Below are 14,825 nucleotides of genomic sequence, written 5' to 3' on the forward strand. Positions count from 1 at the left end.
ACAACGCGCGATCGCCCCCGAACCGTGTCAGGGGCGATCGCCCAAAATCTCTAAACCGAGCCTGACGGCGGCAGTTGACCGCTCGTCGCCGTTTCCCGAGGCCGCTCCGGCAGCGTAAACTCCGGTGCCGTCGTCGCGTCGAGCTCCTCATCCGGCAAGAACTCTCGCCGAGCCAGCATGATGGCACCCACCAGCGCCACCAGCAGCAGCACTGAGGCCAGCTCAAACGGCAGCAGGAAGTCACTAAAGAAGTGCTCACCAATCACCACCGTCGCCGCGTCTCCGGCTGGCACCTCTCCCGAGAGGTTCCAGGGACCGGACAGCACCATGGCGCCGAGCAGCACAAACAGGCCGATGCACACCAGCGCCGTTGCGCCCCGGCGGATCCAGGCTCGCGGCATCACCGGAAACTCTTCGCGCTTGTTCACCAGCATGATGGCGAACAAGATCAGAACGTTCACCGCGCCGACATAAACGAGGACCTGGGCCGCTGCCACAAAGCCCGCATTCAACAGAATGTAGAGTCCAGCAATGCTCGTGAAAACCATCCCGAGCAGAAACGCCGAATAAACAATGTTGCTGAGCAGCACAACCCCCAGCGCGCTGCCGATCATCATCAGCGCGAGCAGCGCAAAGGCAACAATCTGGACCCCTTCAGCTAAATTCACAGCAGTGTTGTCTCCCTACAATGGCTACGAATGAATCGGCGGAACTACTTGGCCTCTTCGGGCTGCTTGCCCTGGGCCGCTTCCGCTTGAGCAATGATTTCCTCGGGACGCAGACCAGCCCGCTGGACATCCGCAGGCAGATCGTGGGGATCGAGAGCCCCCTTGGGCAAGTACGCCAGTTCTCGTAACGGCGTCACCATTGCGTCATCCGTGACCTTATAGGGCAGACGTCCCAGAGCCACATTATCAAAGTTCAGCTCGTGGCGATCGTAGGCCGCCAGCTCATACTCCTCTGTCATCGAGAGGCAGTTGGTGGGGCAGTACTCCACGCAGTTGCCGCAGAAGATGCACACGCCAAAGTCAATGCTGTAGCTGTTGAGCTTCTTCTTCTTGGTCTCTTTGTTGAATTCCCAGTCCACCACCGGCAGGTTGATCGGACAAACCCGAACGCACACCTCGCAGGAAATGCACTTGTCAAACTCAAAGTGAATACGGCCCCGGAAACGCTCGGAGGGAATGAGCTTTTCGTAGGGATACTGCACCGTCACCGGTCGCCGCTGCATGTGGTCAAAGGTGACCGAGAGGCCCTGACCAATGTAGCGAGCTGCCTGAACAGTTTCCTTGGCGTAGTCGCCGACCTGTTTAAGGAATTTCAGCATGGTTCTTCTCTCGCGTTTGCAATCGGCTACGAAGGGGCAAAGGGAGGGGATAGTCTCGTTGTCTGTGGGGCGATCGCCCGAGACCTAGCCCCCAAAGGCGACCGGAAACGCCAGCTTCAGCCCCGCCGTCAGCAACAGGTTCACCAGCGACACCGGCAGCAAGAACTTCCAGCCCAAATCCAGCAGCTGGTCAATGCGCACCCGAGGCACCGTCCAGCGCAGGAGCACCGCCAGGAAGATCAGGAAATAGGCCTTCAGCAGGGTCATGGTAATGCCCAAAGAGGCCGTCACCACCTGCAAAATTGCGTTCGACTCCTCGATACCCAGCCAGCCAGCCACCAGATTCAGCGGAATCGGAAAATCCCAGCCGCCCAGATACAGAATCGAAAACAGCAGCGCCGACAGCACCAGGTTGACGTAGGAGCCCAAGTAGAACAGGGCAAACTTCATGCCGCCGTACTCGGTCTGGTAGCCAGCGACCAGCTCTTCCTCAGCCTCTGGCAAGTCAAAGGGTAGACGCTCACACTCCGCCAGGGCCGAGATCCAGAAAATCAAGAAGCCCACGGGCTGACGCCAAACGTTCCAGCCCAAAATGCCGTAGCCCGACTGCTGATTGACGATGTCAATGGTGCTGAGGCTGTTGGACATCATGACGATGGCCAGGACCGACAGCGCCAGGGGAATTTCGTAGCTGATGGACTGAGCAGCGGCGCGCAGTCCTCCCAGCAGCGAGTACTTGTTGTTGGAGGCGTACCCAGACATCAACAGGCCGATGGGGACAACACTGGAGAGGGCAATCCACAAAAAGATGCCGATGTTGATGTCTGTGATGAGCATGTTCTGCCCGAAGGGCACGATCAAGTAAGACAAAAAGACCGGAATTACGACAATGACAGGCCCCAAGGTGAAGAGGAGGGGGTCTGCCTTGGCGGGAATTACGTCTTCTTTGAAAATCAGCTTGAGGCCGTCAGCAACGGGCTGGAGCGTGCCCAGGGGGCCCGCGAATTCGGGGCCAATTCGCTGCTGAGCGGCGGCGGAAATTTTGCGCTCAAGCCATACAACGACGAGGACGCCTACCGTTGCGCCGATGATCATAAGCAGCATCGGCAGGGGCATCCAGATGGCTTTTGCCGCTCCGGGCGAAAGCCCCAGGTCGATGAGGGTCTTAATAAAACTTTCTTGCAGGTCAATTCCCGAGTTCATGTTTCCTGTACCAGCGCATTGCGGTCAACGAGATGCCTGGAAACCACTGTGATGAATGGACTCCGGCAGCAACGGTGGAGCAGCTTTGGTCTCGTATAAAGATTCTTTGCCTTGCCACTGCCTAGTATATCGTCCGATGGCTGGCAAGTCGGTTGAGCCGTAGCAAATTATGCCTATGGCAATGATTAGTTTAGAACCAGGCAAGCCGAAAAATGGGCAAAAAAAACCCCTCAGACGTTGATGGGTCTGAGGGCTGGAGTTCCTGAAAATCGTCACTGCCCAGATCCTGGCAATGCTTGGGACGATCCGCAAGAGGGGGCTGACCCTCCAGGGGGGCAAAAATGGGCGATCGCGCTCTGAAACTCTAGACTTTGCTGGCGATCAGGTCGCTGCTCGAAGGCTGGCGATCGCCGATCGGGATATAGGGCATGTCGTGGGAGCCGGTGTAGATCTGGGTGGGACGATAGATCCGGTTTTCGCCGAGCTGCTCCTTCCAGTGGGCGAGCCAGCCAGCGACGCGGGCGATCGCAAAGACCGGCGTAAACAAGTCGGTGGGGATCCCCAGCTTGCGGTAGACCAAGCCAGAGTAAAAGTCCACATTGGGATAAACCCCTTTGTGGCCCAGCTTCTCTTCGACGACGCGCTCCATGGTGACCGCGATGTCGTAGTACTTGTCCTGGCCAAATTTCTCAAAAAGCTGCTCGGCCAAATCTTGAAGAATAATGGCCCGGGGGTCTTTGACCTTGTACACCCGGTGCCCAAAGCCCATGATCTTGAGCCGCTTCTCGACGCAGTGGTCGACGTAGCTGCGCACATTGTCCACGCTGCCGATGGTCTCCAGCATGTCGATCACCTCCTCGTTGGCGCCGCCGTGCAGGGGACCGGCGAGGGTGCCCACCGCTGAGGCCACGACCGCGTAGGGGTCGGTGAGGGTGGAGGCCGTCACCATTGCGGAAAACGTAGAAGCGTTGATGGTGTGCTCGGCGTGCAGGGTCAGGCAGATATCAAAAATGTGAGCGGCGAGGGAGTCTGGCTCGCGCTCGCTGAGCATGTAGAGGAAGTTGGCGGAGTAGTCGAGATCGTCGCGGGGCTGGACGGGGTCGTTGCCCTTGCGCATGAGCTGAAAGGCCGCCACCATGGTGGGGATTTTGGCCAGCAGCCGCACGACAGCCGCGCGAATGTAGGCGGGATCGTCGAGGGCCCGTCGGGAGTAAAAGAGGCCCAGAGCGGCGGCACAAGCCTGCAAGGCGTCCATGGGGTGACCGCTTTCGGGGAAGCATTTCATCATGTCCCGAATGCGATATTTGAGCCGCCGGTGGTAGCGAATCTCGTGTTCGAAAGCTTCAAGCTCATCCTGGGTGGGTAATTCGCCCCAGATCAAGAGATAGGCGGTTTCGAGGAAGCTGCTTTTTTGAGCGAGCTCTTCGATTCGAATACCACGGTATTCGAGAATGCCCCGCTGTCCATCTACATAGCTGATGCTGGACAGGGTTGCGGGGACGCCCTCCAGACCTGGCTTAAATTCGCCGACAGACATGGCTTTCCTGCTTTGTTTGAAGAATCTTCAGGTTAAGTTATCAGAAAGGGTGCGGTGAGTGAGCCCTTGGGGGTGAATTGTTGGGGCGGGTGAGGCGATCGCCTACAGGCAGAAGCGGGGCGGCGTCAGCCAAAAGAGGCTGCTGTGGCCGAGGGGCGATGCGTGCTCGGGCAGAGCGAGGCCAATAATGCCAGCTTTTTTGAGGACGAGCTTGTCCTGGGCCTGGCCCCAGAGGAGCTGCTCGGCCCAGCGGCTGAGGTCGGGCTCGTGGCCGACGAGGGCGAGGGTGGTGAACTGGGAGCGGTGCTGCTCAAACCAGGTGAGCCAGTCCTGGAGGCTGCCGTCGGGGGCGAGGGTGGGGCTGACCTCCAGGCGATCGCCCAATCCCTCGGCCTGGAGCAGGTGAGCAGTTTGCTGGGCGCGGACCAGGGGGCTGGTGAGGATCAGGTCAAACTCGAGGTTGAGGCTGCGCAACCGCTTGGCGATCGCCCGGGTCTTGTGGATGCCGACCTCGGTGAGGGGGCGATCGCCGTCTTGGTCGTAAGTCCCTCGCTCAGCGGCGATGCCGTGCCGGATCAGATACAGTTCGGTCATGGTTGGGAGCCCTCCCGGCGCGCAAATTCCAGGATTTTAGGGTGTTTGGGGGCGATCGCCTAGCTAGCCTGGATCAAATTGTCTTTGGGGTTCACCAGCTCTTGCAGCTTTTGCTTGATCTGCATGTCAAAGACTTCCCACTTCAGGCGGGCGTACTCGGTGTCTTCGTAGCCGCCAGACAAAAAGCCAATGGGCACCTCGAAGCCGCCCGCCTGCGATCGCCCACCGCCAAAGAAGCGCCCGTGGGAGTCACGGCCAAAGGCTTCCTTGATAAACTCGTCCGGGTCCAGGGTGATCTTGTTGGTGCGCAGAGAGCCCACCACCAGCTCTAGCTCCTCGTCTTCGTCGTGGACAATGCCGTAGACCACGGCGGTGTGGACGTTCTCTTCGGTCACCAAAAAGTCTGCGGCCTGGGGAATGGCGTCGCGATCGTCGTAGCGCAGATACCCAACCCCCGCAATGGAAAAGCTATTTTGGACGATGCGGTTGCGCAGCGATCGCTCGATCACGTCCATCACCCGCTTGGAGCGCGACGCCTGGAGCACCGCCGTCAGCAGCTGGGTGTCATAGAACCGGCTGAGATAGCCCGCCGCCAAAAAATCCTCTTCGCGGGCCTGCATCAGGCGATCGGTGTCCGATCGCAGTCCGTGCATCAGGGCCGTGGCGCATTTCACGTGCTTGCCGATGCTGCTGTCGAGGCGCAGCAGCCCCGCTTGCAGATACTGGGTGAAAATCGTCGCCGTGGCGCGGGTGCTGGGGCGGATGTCCGTAAACTCCGCCCGCAGCTCGTCCTGGGTGCTGTGGTGATCCACGATGACCAAAATGGGCAGCTCAGCCTGGCGGATCAGGGGCATCAGCTGCGTCGTGGTGCCCTGGTTGTCCACGAGCACCACGCCGCTGTAGATTGATAGGTCCTTTTCCCGGGCCACTTGCAGCGGCCAGCGGCTGACCGGCAGATTGGTCAGCTTCACCAGCGCGATATTTTCTTGGTGGCTGAGATTGCCCGCGTAGACGATGTCGCACTGGATGTCGTACTGCTGGGCGATCAGCTGGTAGGTCCAGCCGCTCGAGAGCGCATCTGGGTCTGGAAAGTCTTGCAGCACCACCAGGTGTCGCTCGCCTCGATGGCGCTCCAGGGTCTGCTGAAGCGCCTCGATCTTGGAAGGCGTGCGGCGGGGAGGGGTGCCGTTGGGTTTGGACGCGATCGCCGTTTCTGAGAATCCCTCAGATGCGCGATCGCCCTCTGTTCCTGGGAGCTTATGACCATCATCGTTGAGTGCCATGAGCGCTGTAATGGAAGCGTCAGGCCCATGGAGCACGTCAGAGTTCATAAAAAGTTCTGGAGGCAAGGTACTCGAAAGTCCGGTGGTGCTAACCCCCAAGGAAATTTCAGGGCATTAGCAAGGGTACTTCCTAGATCTTTGCAAAAAACTCCCCAATTGACACGGGTCTCTCAGGGAGAGAAAAGCGGCCTTGACCCCCTCGAAAGACAGATTTTGAACGCGAGTCTAGGCGTTCCCGGTCTGAAACGCGAAACCCCCTGCCCATCGTTCAGTGGCAGGGGGTTCAAATTCCGATGACATACTTTTTCCACTCTTGGTGCACGCCGCTTTTGAGATGCTTGGCCACTTCGAAGTAGAGACCGCTGTAAGGTTTGCGGGGGGTGGTCCTCAACAGGAGGTTGGCTTCTTTGGGGGTGCGGTTTCCTTTCTTGACGTTGCAGCGGACGCAGGCAGTGACCATGTTTTCCCAGGAGTCGTCGCCGCCGCGCGATCGCGGTAAGACGTGATCTAGGGTCAGCTCGTCACCGGTGTAGCCGCAATATTGACAAGAGTGGCCGTCTCGGTGGAGGATATTCCGGCGAGTGAGCGGAATCTCCTTGTAAGGAACTCGGATGTAGTGGCGGAGCCGAATAACGGTCGGAAGCGGCAGCCCGGTGTAAAGAACCTTACCATTGTGCTCAACTTGTTCTGCCTTGCCCTTCAATAGCAGAACAACCGCCCTTCGCCAGCTCGTAATATTGAGCGGCTCGTAGGAGGCATTCAGGACTAAGACCTTGCCCATCGAGTCTACAGGTTATTGAGTTAAAGAATTTTTCACAGATGTTAGCACAGCTGGTTTGGGTTCTGGGGATCGGCCCGGGGGATCTGCCAAGAAATTTTGGCGTGGCGCTGGTGGCTGGGGCCGACTCGGGGCGATCGCAAGACACTTGAGGCCCGAAAACCTGCCAACTGTCCCTTGTGCGAACGGGAGGCCCTGGCTAGACTGCCTCTCAAGGGAAGCGCCCAGAAACCCAGTTTGCAGCTTGGCCGAGAGGCGCTGTGGATACGGATGCAGGCGGGCTCTAGGTGTAATGCTTCCTGTGGTGTGACAAAGCAAGGAGTGAGCGGACGTGCTAGAGCGTTTAGGTTCGCTAGGTGAGCTGCAAGATCAGATGCAGTGCGATCGCGCCTGGGTCGAAATCAATCTGGAAGCGCTGACCCACAACGTGCGCCAGCTAAAGCAGTGGCTGGCCCCCAAGACGGATTTGATGGCGGTGGTGAAGGCGGACGCCTACGGTCACGGCGCGATCGCAGTGGCCCGCACGGCCCTAGCGGCAGGGGCGACCTGGCTGGGGGTGGCGACGGTTTCCGAGGGCATTCAGCTGCGGCGGGCCGGGATCGAAGCGCCGATTTTGATCTTGGGGGCGACCCATACGCCGGACCAAATTCGGGCGATCGCCTACTGGCGGCTGGATCCGACCCTGTGCACGCCCCAGCAGGCCCAAACATTTTCCGAAACTCTGGCGTCCCTCGATCGGCACCTGCCGGTCCACCTGAAGATCGACACAGGGATGTCCCGCCTGGGCATGCCCTGGCAGGAGGCAGTGAAATTTGTCCAGGCGGTGCAGGACCTGCCCCATCTGAGGATTGCTAGCGTCTACTCCCATCTGGCGACGGCGGACGATCCCGATCCGACCATCCTGTACCAGCAGCACCAGCGCTTTGAGGTGGCGATCGCCCAAGTGCGGGCCGCCAATCTTCCCCTGCCGCGCCTGCACCTGGCAAACTCCGCCGCCACGCTGGCCGATCGCTCCCTGCACTACGACATGGTGCGCGTTGGTCTTGCGACCTACGGGCTCTACCCTGCGCCCCACCTGCGGTCGGTGCTGCCCCTGCGCCCCGTCATGCAGGTCAAGGCCCGCATCACCCAGGTCAAGCACATCCAGCCCGGGACGGGGGTCAGCTATGGTCACCGGTTCGTGGCCGATCGGCCCATGGATATCGCCACAGTCGGGATCGGCTACGCCGACGGCGTGCCCCGCAACCTGTCGAACCGGATGACGGCGCTGCTGCGGGGGCAGCCTGTGGCCCAGCTGGGCTCGGTGACCATGGACCAGCTGATGCTGGACATGACTTCTATCGACCAGCCGCAGGTGGGCGAAATCGTGACTTTGCTGGGGCGCGATGGTGCCCAGGCCATCACCGCCGACGACTGGGCGGAGCTGCTGGGCACGATCTCTTGGGAAATCCTGTGCGGCTTCAAGCATCGCCTGCCCCGAGTGGCTGTCGGCCAGCCTCAAACTTCTCGGGAAGCGTCGATTCTCCGGATCTAGGGCGCTGACGCCTGCCAAAAGCGCCTGGAATCAAGAACGCTGGGCGATCGCCGCCCTGTTCCCATTCCAGGCGCTAAGGGAAAAACTGAGTCACCGCTACGCAGTTGCGTCTAGGGTGTCAGGGGCGATCGCCGTGTCGCCCAAGCGGGTGTACAGATTCCCGAGCTGACTGGCCACACCCTGCCAGCTAAAGTTTTCTTCCACGCGTCGGCGAGCCGCTTGACCCAGCTGATCGCGCCACTGGGGATTGGCCAGCAGGCGGTCGATCGCCGCCCCAAAGGCCGCCGCATCCTTGGCCGGAGCCAGCAGGCCCGTCTCTTCGTGGACCACCGTGAACTGCAAGCCACCCACGGCGCTAGCGACGACCGGCGTCCCGCAGGCCATCGCCTCGATCGCCACCAGGCCAAAGGGCTCATAGTGACTCGGCACCACGCACACATCCGCCGCCGCGTAGTGCAGCGGCAAGTCTTCATCGCCCAGGCGTCCGGGGAACGTCGTAAACGCGCCCATCCCCAGCTCATCGACAATGCTCTCGATGCGATCGCGCTCTCGCCCATCGCTCGCCCCCGGACGACTGCCCCCGCCAATAATCAACCGCAGTTCGGGATCGTTGCGGAACTGCGACGCGTGCACCGCTCGAACCAGCGTCTCAATGCCTTTGCGCGGATCAAAGCGGCCTACATAAAACACCACCTTGGCATCTGGCTCTAGGCCCAGCTTCTGTCGCGCCTCTTGGGAGTCAATGTGGCCAAAGCGCTCAATATCGGTCCCGCAGGGAATCACCTCGATCCTGCCGCGCTGGGACACCAGCGATCGCATGTGCTCTTCTTCCTGGGGACTGGTTGCCACCACGCAGTCCGCCTTCTCCAAGCAGTCTTTTTCCACCGCTAGGCGCGTCTTGGCAATGATCGGCACCGTTGGGATCGACTTATACTTCACGGCTCCCAGCGAGTGGTAGGTGTGCACCTGGCGAATGTCTTGGCGCTTTTGCCACTCTAGGCCGACCCAGCCCGAGAGCCAATAGTTGGTGTGCACCAACGGATACTCAGCGCCGCTTTGGGCCTGGAACGCCAGCAGCGCCTCCAAAAAGTCCGGCAGATACTCAAAGATTTCGTCGCGCGGCACAAACGCCTGGGGACCTGCCACCAGGCGAATCGTGCGGCAGCGCGGGCCGTGCTCCACGATCGCCGGCTGAGCGCTGTCGGTCTGCCGCGTAAACATATCTACGTCCCAGCCCTGTTGAGCGAGGGCTTCACCGACTTGGCGAACATAAACGTTTTGTCCCCCCGCTTCTTCCTTCCCAATTTCAATGGCGGGGTCACCATGAACGGAGATTAACGCAACACGTTTTTGATGAAGAGAACTCATGGCTTGATATACCAAAATTCGACACGCTCTGAGGCACGTCCAAACTCAAAAGAACATCCAGAGCTTTAGCGATGTAATAAAAAACGATGATTTGGCGGTGAGATTTGCCTATAACTTAAAAGCTCTGGGCCTCTGGGAGCATCAGTCAGCAGAAATAATTTCTGCTCTGTTGATTCAATCGCGAGGCATAAAAGTTAAGAAATGATGTGGGGAATAGCATGAGGGTTGCGATTCCACCTACTGATTTCCAAGAACTCAGTCAGGCGACAAACGTCTCACACCTCCTGTTGCACCGTGGTTTGGTGTTATGGAGGGGATTCTAGCATGATTAATTTAATTTCCTGCTGTTCTTAAAGAAACAAGAATCGAAGGGGCTTCAAAGGCAGGTGAAAAGTAACTTGATAGGGCTGTTGACCCCCCTGATCGAGTCAATTAATCAGTAGTATACTACCGGTGTCTAATTCCTCCATCGGTATCCCTTTTGGCATTCCGGCAGAGCATTAGGTCAGACGTAAAGTACCCTTATTGGCCATTAGTTCAAAGAGTTTTCCAAAAGTCTAATGAGTCTGTTTGGGGATCGCTTATCGGTGCTGAACTGCTGGAACATTGGGCCGAAAGCTGCGGAATTGGGGCCGGTTTGTCGGCTGTTTGATACGCGAAAACCAGCCTAAAGAATGAGGGATTTGTGGGGATCAATCGGGAATCTCAAATCTTTAGGTTGTGGGAGAAGGATGAAAGGTGGTCAAAGGCGATCGCCTTTGATAAATCTGACAACGTTGCTGCAAACACGAGGGGCATTTTGCCATGGGTCTCTGGAATCCCGGGAAAGTCTTGGCGGAGCCAGGGCTACGGCTGACGGAAGAAGAAAAGCAGTTCATCTGGAGCAAAATGCCTCCCCCCGTGGATGGGTACTACAACGCGGATGCGGTCTTCGAGGGGGGTGGCGTCCGGGGCTTGGCCTTTTTGGGGGCGCTGCGCTGCTGCCATGACCTCAATATTCGCTGGTGCAAGCTGGCGGGCACCTCGGCGGGAGCAGTGACGGCGGCCCTGCTGGCGGCGGAGTTTCCCATGGATCGCCTGGAGGAGATCTTGGGGGAGCTGGACTACATGAAGTTCCTCTCGCGCAAGATGAGCCCGCTGATCTGGAATGGGGATCCGGCCAATGATTTGCAGATGCCGGTGTTGATGGTGCTGTCGCTGCTGCTGGCTCGGCAGCTGGGGGAGTATTCTTCGGACCCGTTTCGCGATTGGCTGGCCCAGACGCTGGCTATTCAGGGGATCCAGGAGTTTGCGGATCTCGAAAAGCAGCGGGAGTCCCATAACCTCAAGGTGGTGGTGTCGGATATTAGCCGGGGCCAGATGCTGGTGCTGCCGGATGATCTTGACTGTCTGGATGCGGCGACAACCCAGAAGCTGCGCGAGCAGGGGCTGATGAGCGGAAAAGAGTTTTCGGTGGCGGAGGCGGTGCGCTTGTCAATGAGCATTCCGTTTTTCTTTGCGCCGGGGAAGCTGGGCGATCGCCTGATTGTCGATGGCGGCATTCTCAGCAACTTCCCGCTGTGGATTTATGACGTGAGGCCCAATGGTCCTGGGCGCGTGCCCCGCTGGCCGACCTTTGGTCTGCGCCTGGTGGAGGAGCACGGCCACGCGACCGCGGCCAAGGTCGGCGGCCCGCTGTCTCTGCTGGGGGCGATGTTCCGCACGATGATGGTGGCGCGCGATCGCTATCACTTGACCCACACCGATCAGGGCCGAGTGATCAACATCAACGTGGCCACTGCCAATGTGACGGCAACCCAGTTCAATCTCTCCAATGGCATCAAGGACGACCTGTACCGCGTGGGGTATGAAAGCACCAAGCGGTTCTTTTTGGATACCTGGAGCTGGGAGAAACACCTGGTAGCGAGAGGATTCGAGCCTTCGACGGCGACGGCCTGAGGCTGCCTTAGGCAAAATGGGGTGTAGGAATGTCTAGAGAAATTTCAATTTCCTTAAGGTTTTGTGGCAGCGTGCTGGACAAGATCTGCTATTATGGTTTCCTACACCGCTTGGAGAGGTGGCTGAGCGGTTGAAAGCGGCAGATTGCTAATCTGTTGTACGGCAGGTAACTCCGTACCGAGGGTTCGAATCCCTCCCTCTCCGTTCCAAAATCAAGTTTTCGCAGCTAGTCGCCCTTGTTTCTCGATTCCTGGAACAAGGGCGATCGCTTTTTGGGCCAAAGACGCTCTCGAAGTTTGCCGTAAAATCAAGCTCAATATCTAGAGCGGGTGTTCAACGCCTCGGGCGATCGCCCCCGCCGTGCAATGTTGAGGAGTCAAACTTGGTCATGAAACGCGTAGTCGACCCTGTGGGATCTTGGTTCCCCATCCCTTTCTTCTCGCGAGGCGCGGCGATCGCCCTTGCTGCTGGCCTGCTGACCACCGCCTGCCAAAATCCTCCCTCTGAAGGCGGCGCGTCTTCCCCCAATGGCGCTAGCGGCTCCAGCAGCAACGGCCTCAAAATCGGCTCCCTGCTGCCAGCGACGGGCGATCTGTCCCCCATTGGCCAAGAAATGATTCAGGCGGTGCCCCTGCTGGTGGAAACCGTGAACCAGTGCGGCGGCGTCAACGGCCAGCCCGTCACCCTGGTGGCCGAAGATGACCAAACCGATCCCCGCGCCGGTACCCAGGCCATGGCCAAGCTGGCGGAAGTCGATCGCGTCGGCGGTGTCGTTGGCTCCTTTGCCAGCAGCGTCTCCAGCGCCGCCGTCGACGTGGCTGTGCGCAACAAAGTCCCCATGGTTTCTCCCGGCAGCACCAGCCCCGTCTTCACAGAGCGGGCCGCCAAAGGTGACTTCGGCGGCTACTGGGCCCGGACTGCACCCCCCGACGACTACCAGGCAGCTGCCCTCGCTCAGCTCGCCAAAGATCGCGGCTTCACGCGGGTCTCGACCGTCGTAATCAATAACGACTACGGCGTTGGCTTTGAGAAGCAGTTTGTGGCGGCCTTCAAGAAGCTGGGCGGCACGGTGATCAACGAAAGCAACCCCACCCGCTACGACCCCAACGCCACCACCTTTGACACAGAAGCCGCAGCGGCCTTCGCCAACAAGCCAGAAGCCGTGGCAGCGGTCCTCTACGCCGAAACCGGTAGCCTGCTGCTGAAGTCGGCCTACCAGCAGGGCTTGATGGATGGAGTGCAGGTGATGCTCACGGACGGCGTCCAGAGCGAAGAATTCCCCAAACAGGTGGGCCAGACCAGCGACGGCAAATTTATTTTGCAAAACGCGATCGGGACGGTGCCGGGGGCCAGCGGCGCGGCCCTAGCAGACTTTACTAAGCTGTGGCAGGAGAAGAAGGGCAAGGCTCCCGGGGCCTATGTGCCCCATACCTGGGACGCGACGGCGCTGATCGCCCTGGCAGCCCAAGCAGCCCAATCCAATGACGGGGAGGCGATCGCGGCCAAGCTGCGCGACGTGGCCAACGCGCCCGGCCAGGAAGTGACGGACGTCTGCGAAGGACTCAAGCTCCTCGCCAGCGGCCAAGACATCAACTACCAGGGCGCCAGCGGCAACGTTGACCTTGACGCCAACGGGGACGTGGTGGGCGCCTACGACGTCTGGACCGTCCAGGAAAATGGCGGCATTGGCGTCGTCGGTAAGGTGAACCCTGCCCTGTGACATACTCCTACGCTGATACTGACGTATGCAGCGTAGGCTTCTCAGTGACCCCTGGTATCCCATCGGGCGTTTCCTGAGCTTTATTGACGATACGGGATGCCCCACCGCACCGGAACAATACAAAGAGTGTTGTTCTCTCCTTTGTACTGCTGGAATTTTACCTGCCCACAGATGGGACGACGAATCGTATGTTTCTAGGCAGAACCCCATATTCCAGGTTGTCAAGGTTCAAGTTTCAGGGCGGCGATTAGCTCAAACCCTTAGCCTGATTATCACACCCGTTTTGCATCATGAGAGATTTGCTCGTTTCCTCCATCTCCCCTTCTCGCGCCTGTGGCATAGGTCAGAGGAGTGTCGTTCGCTCGCTCGCATTCATCTCAACGCCAAATCAAAGATGATGGCGTGAGGCTTCTGCTGCTTTAGCTAAGAGGACGTCTGAAAAGGGCCGCAGGCCTTGGTATTGCCCTCATCCCCAAGCCCCTTCTCCCAGGTTTGGGAGAAGGGGAGCTGACATTCTGTTTCCCTCTTCCAAGTTTGGGAGAGGGGAAAGGGGTGAGGGCAATTCTGGCAGAGCGATCGCCCCTCAAAAGAGCCCTATAAAGTGGCGATCGCCTCTGCAATCTGGCGAGACACAAAGGGCAAGATCTCCTCGCTCTTGCTTTGGGCCTTGCCCTCGGTGAAGACCACCAAGACGTAGGGCCGCTGGCCGGGCAGTTCGATGTAGGCCGCGTCGTGGCGCACGGTGCTCATCAGGCCAGCCTTGGACCAAACCTTGGCGTCGGTCGGCACCCCCGCCCCCAAAAAGCCCGTGACCTGGTTTTCGGGATCGGCAGCAAGCGCTGCGGGGTCTAGGGAGCGGGCCATCAGGTCCATCATGGCCTGGGACGCCGGGGCCGAGACCGCGACCCCGCCCACGATGCTGTGGAGCAGGCGGGCCGTGGCGTTGGTGGTCAGCATGTTGCGGTTTTCCATCAGGGTGCCCAGGAAAGCACGCTCGCGGCCGTAGGCCCCGTCACACCAAGTTTTTTGGTTGACGTTGATGCTGTCGAGGTCGGGCCAGCCCAGGGACTGAAAGTAGCGATTGACCAGATTTCGCTGGTGCTGCCAGGTCTCAAAGGGGCCGGGGGGCAGCTCCGGGCCGCTGGTGGTGCCGGTGAGCACGTCGACGACCAGGCTGGTGGCGTCGTTGCCCGAGTCCACGATCATGTCTCGCACGGCCCGCTCCAGCTCGGCAGAGGACTGGATCATCCCCTTGGTCAGCCACTCGTGGACGGCGACCAGATAAAACAGCTTGACGACACTGGCCGGGTAGATGCGCTCGACCCCGCGATACTGGAACCCCCGGACCGGATACTGCCAGAAGGCGTCCGGGCTGAGAGCGCCGCCGGTGTTGACCGGGGCGGGAGGGTCATAGACCAGCCAGGTGAGGGCGATCTGGTTGCGGGCAAGGGAGGAAAATTGATTCCAGGTGGCTTCGAGGACGCGATCGCCCAGGGTTTCGAGTGCGTCGTCCTTGGAGAAAAAAGTCATTGCGCGATGTCTG

The 14,825-nt window shown here is 59.4% G+C and carries 12 protein-coding genes and 1 tRNA gene; 4 read left to right on the top strand and 9 right to left on the bottom strand.

Annotated features, from left to right (window positions below):
- Positions 1-50: 50 nt before the first annotated feature.
- From GEI7407_RS00260 to GEI7407_RS00290, 7 genes are all read right to left on the bottom strand, one after another.
- The gene (locus GEI7407_RS00260; RefSeq protein ID WP_015170124.1) at positions 51-668 is read right to left on the bottom strand and encodes an NADH-quinone oxidoreductase subunit J; all 618 of its coding nucleotides are present in this window, start codon (positions 666-668) and stop codon (positions 51-53) included.
- A gap of 44 nt (positions 669-712) precedes the next feature.
- Entirely contained in the window at positions 713-1,327 is a 615-nt protein-coding gene (ndhI, locus tag GEI7407_RS00265; RefSeq protein WP_015170125.1) for an NAD(P)H-quinone oxidoreductase subunit I, read from the bottom strand.
- Between the two features lie 84 nt (positions 1,328-1,411).
- The gene (nuoH, locus tag GEI7407_RS00270) at positions 1,412-2,530 is read right to left on the bottom strand and encodes an NADH-quinone oxidoreductase subunit NuoH (protein ID WP_015170126.1); all 1,119 of its coding nucleotides are present in this window, start codon (positions 2,528-2,530) and stop codon (positions 1,412-1,414) included.
- 364 nt (positions 2,531-2,894) lie between these two features.
- Positions 2,895-4,067, bottom strand: coding sequence for a citrate synthase (locus tag GEI7407_RS00275; RefSeq protein ID WP_015170127.1), 1,173 nt, complete (start codon positions 4,065-4,067; stop codon positions 2,895-2,897).
- Between the two features lie 102 nt (positions 4,068-4,169).
- Complete coding sequence (sixA, locus tag GEI7407_RS00280) at positions 4,170-4,661, bottom strand: phosphohistidine phosphatase SixA (protein ID WP_015170128.1); 492 nt, start codon at positions 4,659-4,661, stop codon at positions 4,170-4,172.
- 59 nt (positions 4,662-4,720) lie between these two features.
- Entirely contained in the window at positions 4,721-5,992 is a 1,272-nt protein-coding gene (locus tag GEI7407_RS00285; protein WP_015170129.1) for a bifunctional oligoribonuclease/PAP phosphatase NrnA, read from the bottom strand.
- Positions 5,993-6,227: 235 nt separating this feature from the next.
- On the bottom strand, positions 6,228-6,725 hold the full coding sequence (locus tag GEI7407_RS00290; RefSeq protein WP_015170130.1) for an HNH endonuclease: 498 nt from the start codon (positions 6,723-6,725) through the stop codon (positions 6,228-6,230).
- A 370-nt stretch (positions 6,726-7,095) separates the two neighbouring features.
- On the opposite strand from GEI7407_RS00290, the gene alr reads away from it, so the two are divergent.
- Positions 7,096-8,256 carry an alanine racemase gene (alr, locus tag GEI7407_RS00295; protein ID WP_051030643.1) on the top strand — a complete coding sequence of 387 codons (1,161 nt, stop codon included), beginning with the start codon at positions 7,096-7,098 and terminating at the stop codon, positions 8,254-8,256.
- Between the two features lie 96 nt (positions 8,257-8,352).
- Here alr and GEI7407_RS00300 read toward each other — a convergent pair whose 3' ends face one another.
- Entirely contained in the window at positions 8,353-9,624 is a 1,272-nt protein-coding gene (locus GEI7407_RS00300) for a glycosyltransferase family 1 protein (RefSeq protein ID WP_015170132.1), read from the bottom strand.
- Positions 9,625-10,428: 804 nt separating this feature from the next.
- On the opposite strand from GEI7407_RS00300, the gene GEI7407_RS00305 reads away from it, so the two are divergent.
- From GEI7407_RS00305 to GEI7407_RS00315, 3 genes are all read left to right on the top strand, one after another.
- Positions 10,429-11,562, top strand: a complete 1,134-nt coding sequence (locus tag GEI7407_RS00305) for a patatin-like phospholipase family protein (protein ID WP_015170133.1) — start codon at positions 10,429-10,431, stop codon at positions 11,560-11,562.
- 112 nt (positions 11,563-11,674) lie between these two features.
- A tRNA-Ser gene (locus GEI7407_RS00310) sits at positions 11,675-11,766 on the top strand.
- Positions 11,767-11,950: 184 nt separating this feature from the next.
- Complete coding sequence (locus GEI7407_RS00315) at positions 11,951-13,282, top strand: ABC transporter substrate-binding protein (protein ID WP_015170134.1); 1,332 nt, start codon at positions 11,951-11,953, stop codon at positions 13,280-13,282.
- 594 nt (positions 13,283-13,876) lie between these two features.
- Here GEI7407_RS00315 and GEI7407_RS00320 read toward each other — a convergent pair.
- Positions 13,877-14,812, bottom strand: a complete 936-nt coding sequence (locus GEI7407_RS00320; RefSeq protein WP_015170135.1) for a serine hydrolase — start codon at positions 14,810-14,812, stop codon at positions 13,877-13,879.
- Between the last annotated feature and the right edge of the window lie 13 nt (positions 14,813-14,825).

It is taken from the genome of Geitlerinema sp. PCC 7407 (assembly GCF_000317045.1).
Classification (GTDB): domain Bacteria; phylum Cyanobacteriota; class Cyanobacteriia; order PCC-7407; family PCC-7407; genus PCC-7407.

Coding starts and splice junctions, on each gene's coding strand:
- ndhI (WP_015170125.1), bottom strand. CDS start 1,327: ATGCTGAAATTCCTTAAACAGGTCGGCGACTACGCCAAGGAAACTGTT.
- nuoH (WP_015170126.1), bottom strand. CDS start 2,530: ATGAACTCGGGAATTGACCTGCAAGAAAGTTTTATTAAGACCCTCATC.
- GEI7407_RS00275 (WP_015170127.1), bottom strand. CDS start 4,067: ATGTCTGTCGGCGAATTTAAGCCAGGTCTGGAGGGCGTCCCCGCAACC.
- sixA (WP_015170128.1), bottom strand. CDS start 4,661: ATGACCGAACTGTATCTGATCCGGCACGGCATCGCCGCTGAGCGAGGG.
- GEI7407_RS00285 (WP_015170129.1), bottom strand. CDS start 5,992: ATGAACTCTGACGTGCTCCATGGGCCTGACGCTTCCATTACAGCGCTC.
- GEI7407_RS00290 (WP_015170130.1), bottom strand. CDS start 6,725: ATGGGCAAGGTCTTAGTCCTGAATGCCTCCTACGAGCCGCTCAATATT.
- alr (WP_051030643.1), top strand. CDS start 7,096: ATGCAGTGCGATCGCGCCTGGGTCGAAATCAATCTGGAAGCGCTGACC.
- GEI7407_RS00300 (WP_015170132.1), bottom strand. CDS start 9,624: ATGAGTTCTCTTCATCAAAAACGTGTTGCGTTAATCTCCGTTCATGGT.
- GEI7407_RS00305 (WP_015170133.1), top strand. CDS start 10,429: ATGGGTCTCTGGAATCCCGGGAAAGTCTTGGCGGAGCCAGGGCTACGG.
- GEI7407_RS00315 (WP_015170134.1), top strand. CDS start 11,951: ATGAAACGCGTAGTCGACCCTGTGGGATCTTGGTTCCCCATCCCTTTC.
- GEI7407_RS00320 (WP_015170135.1), bottom strand. CDS start 14,812: ATGACTTTTTTCTCCAAGGACGACGCACTCGAAACCCTGGGCGATCGC.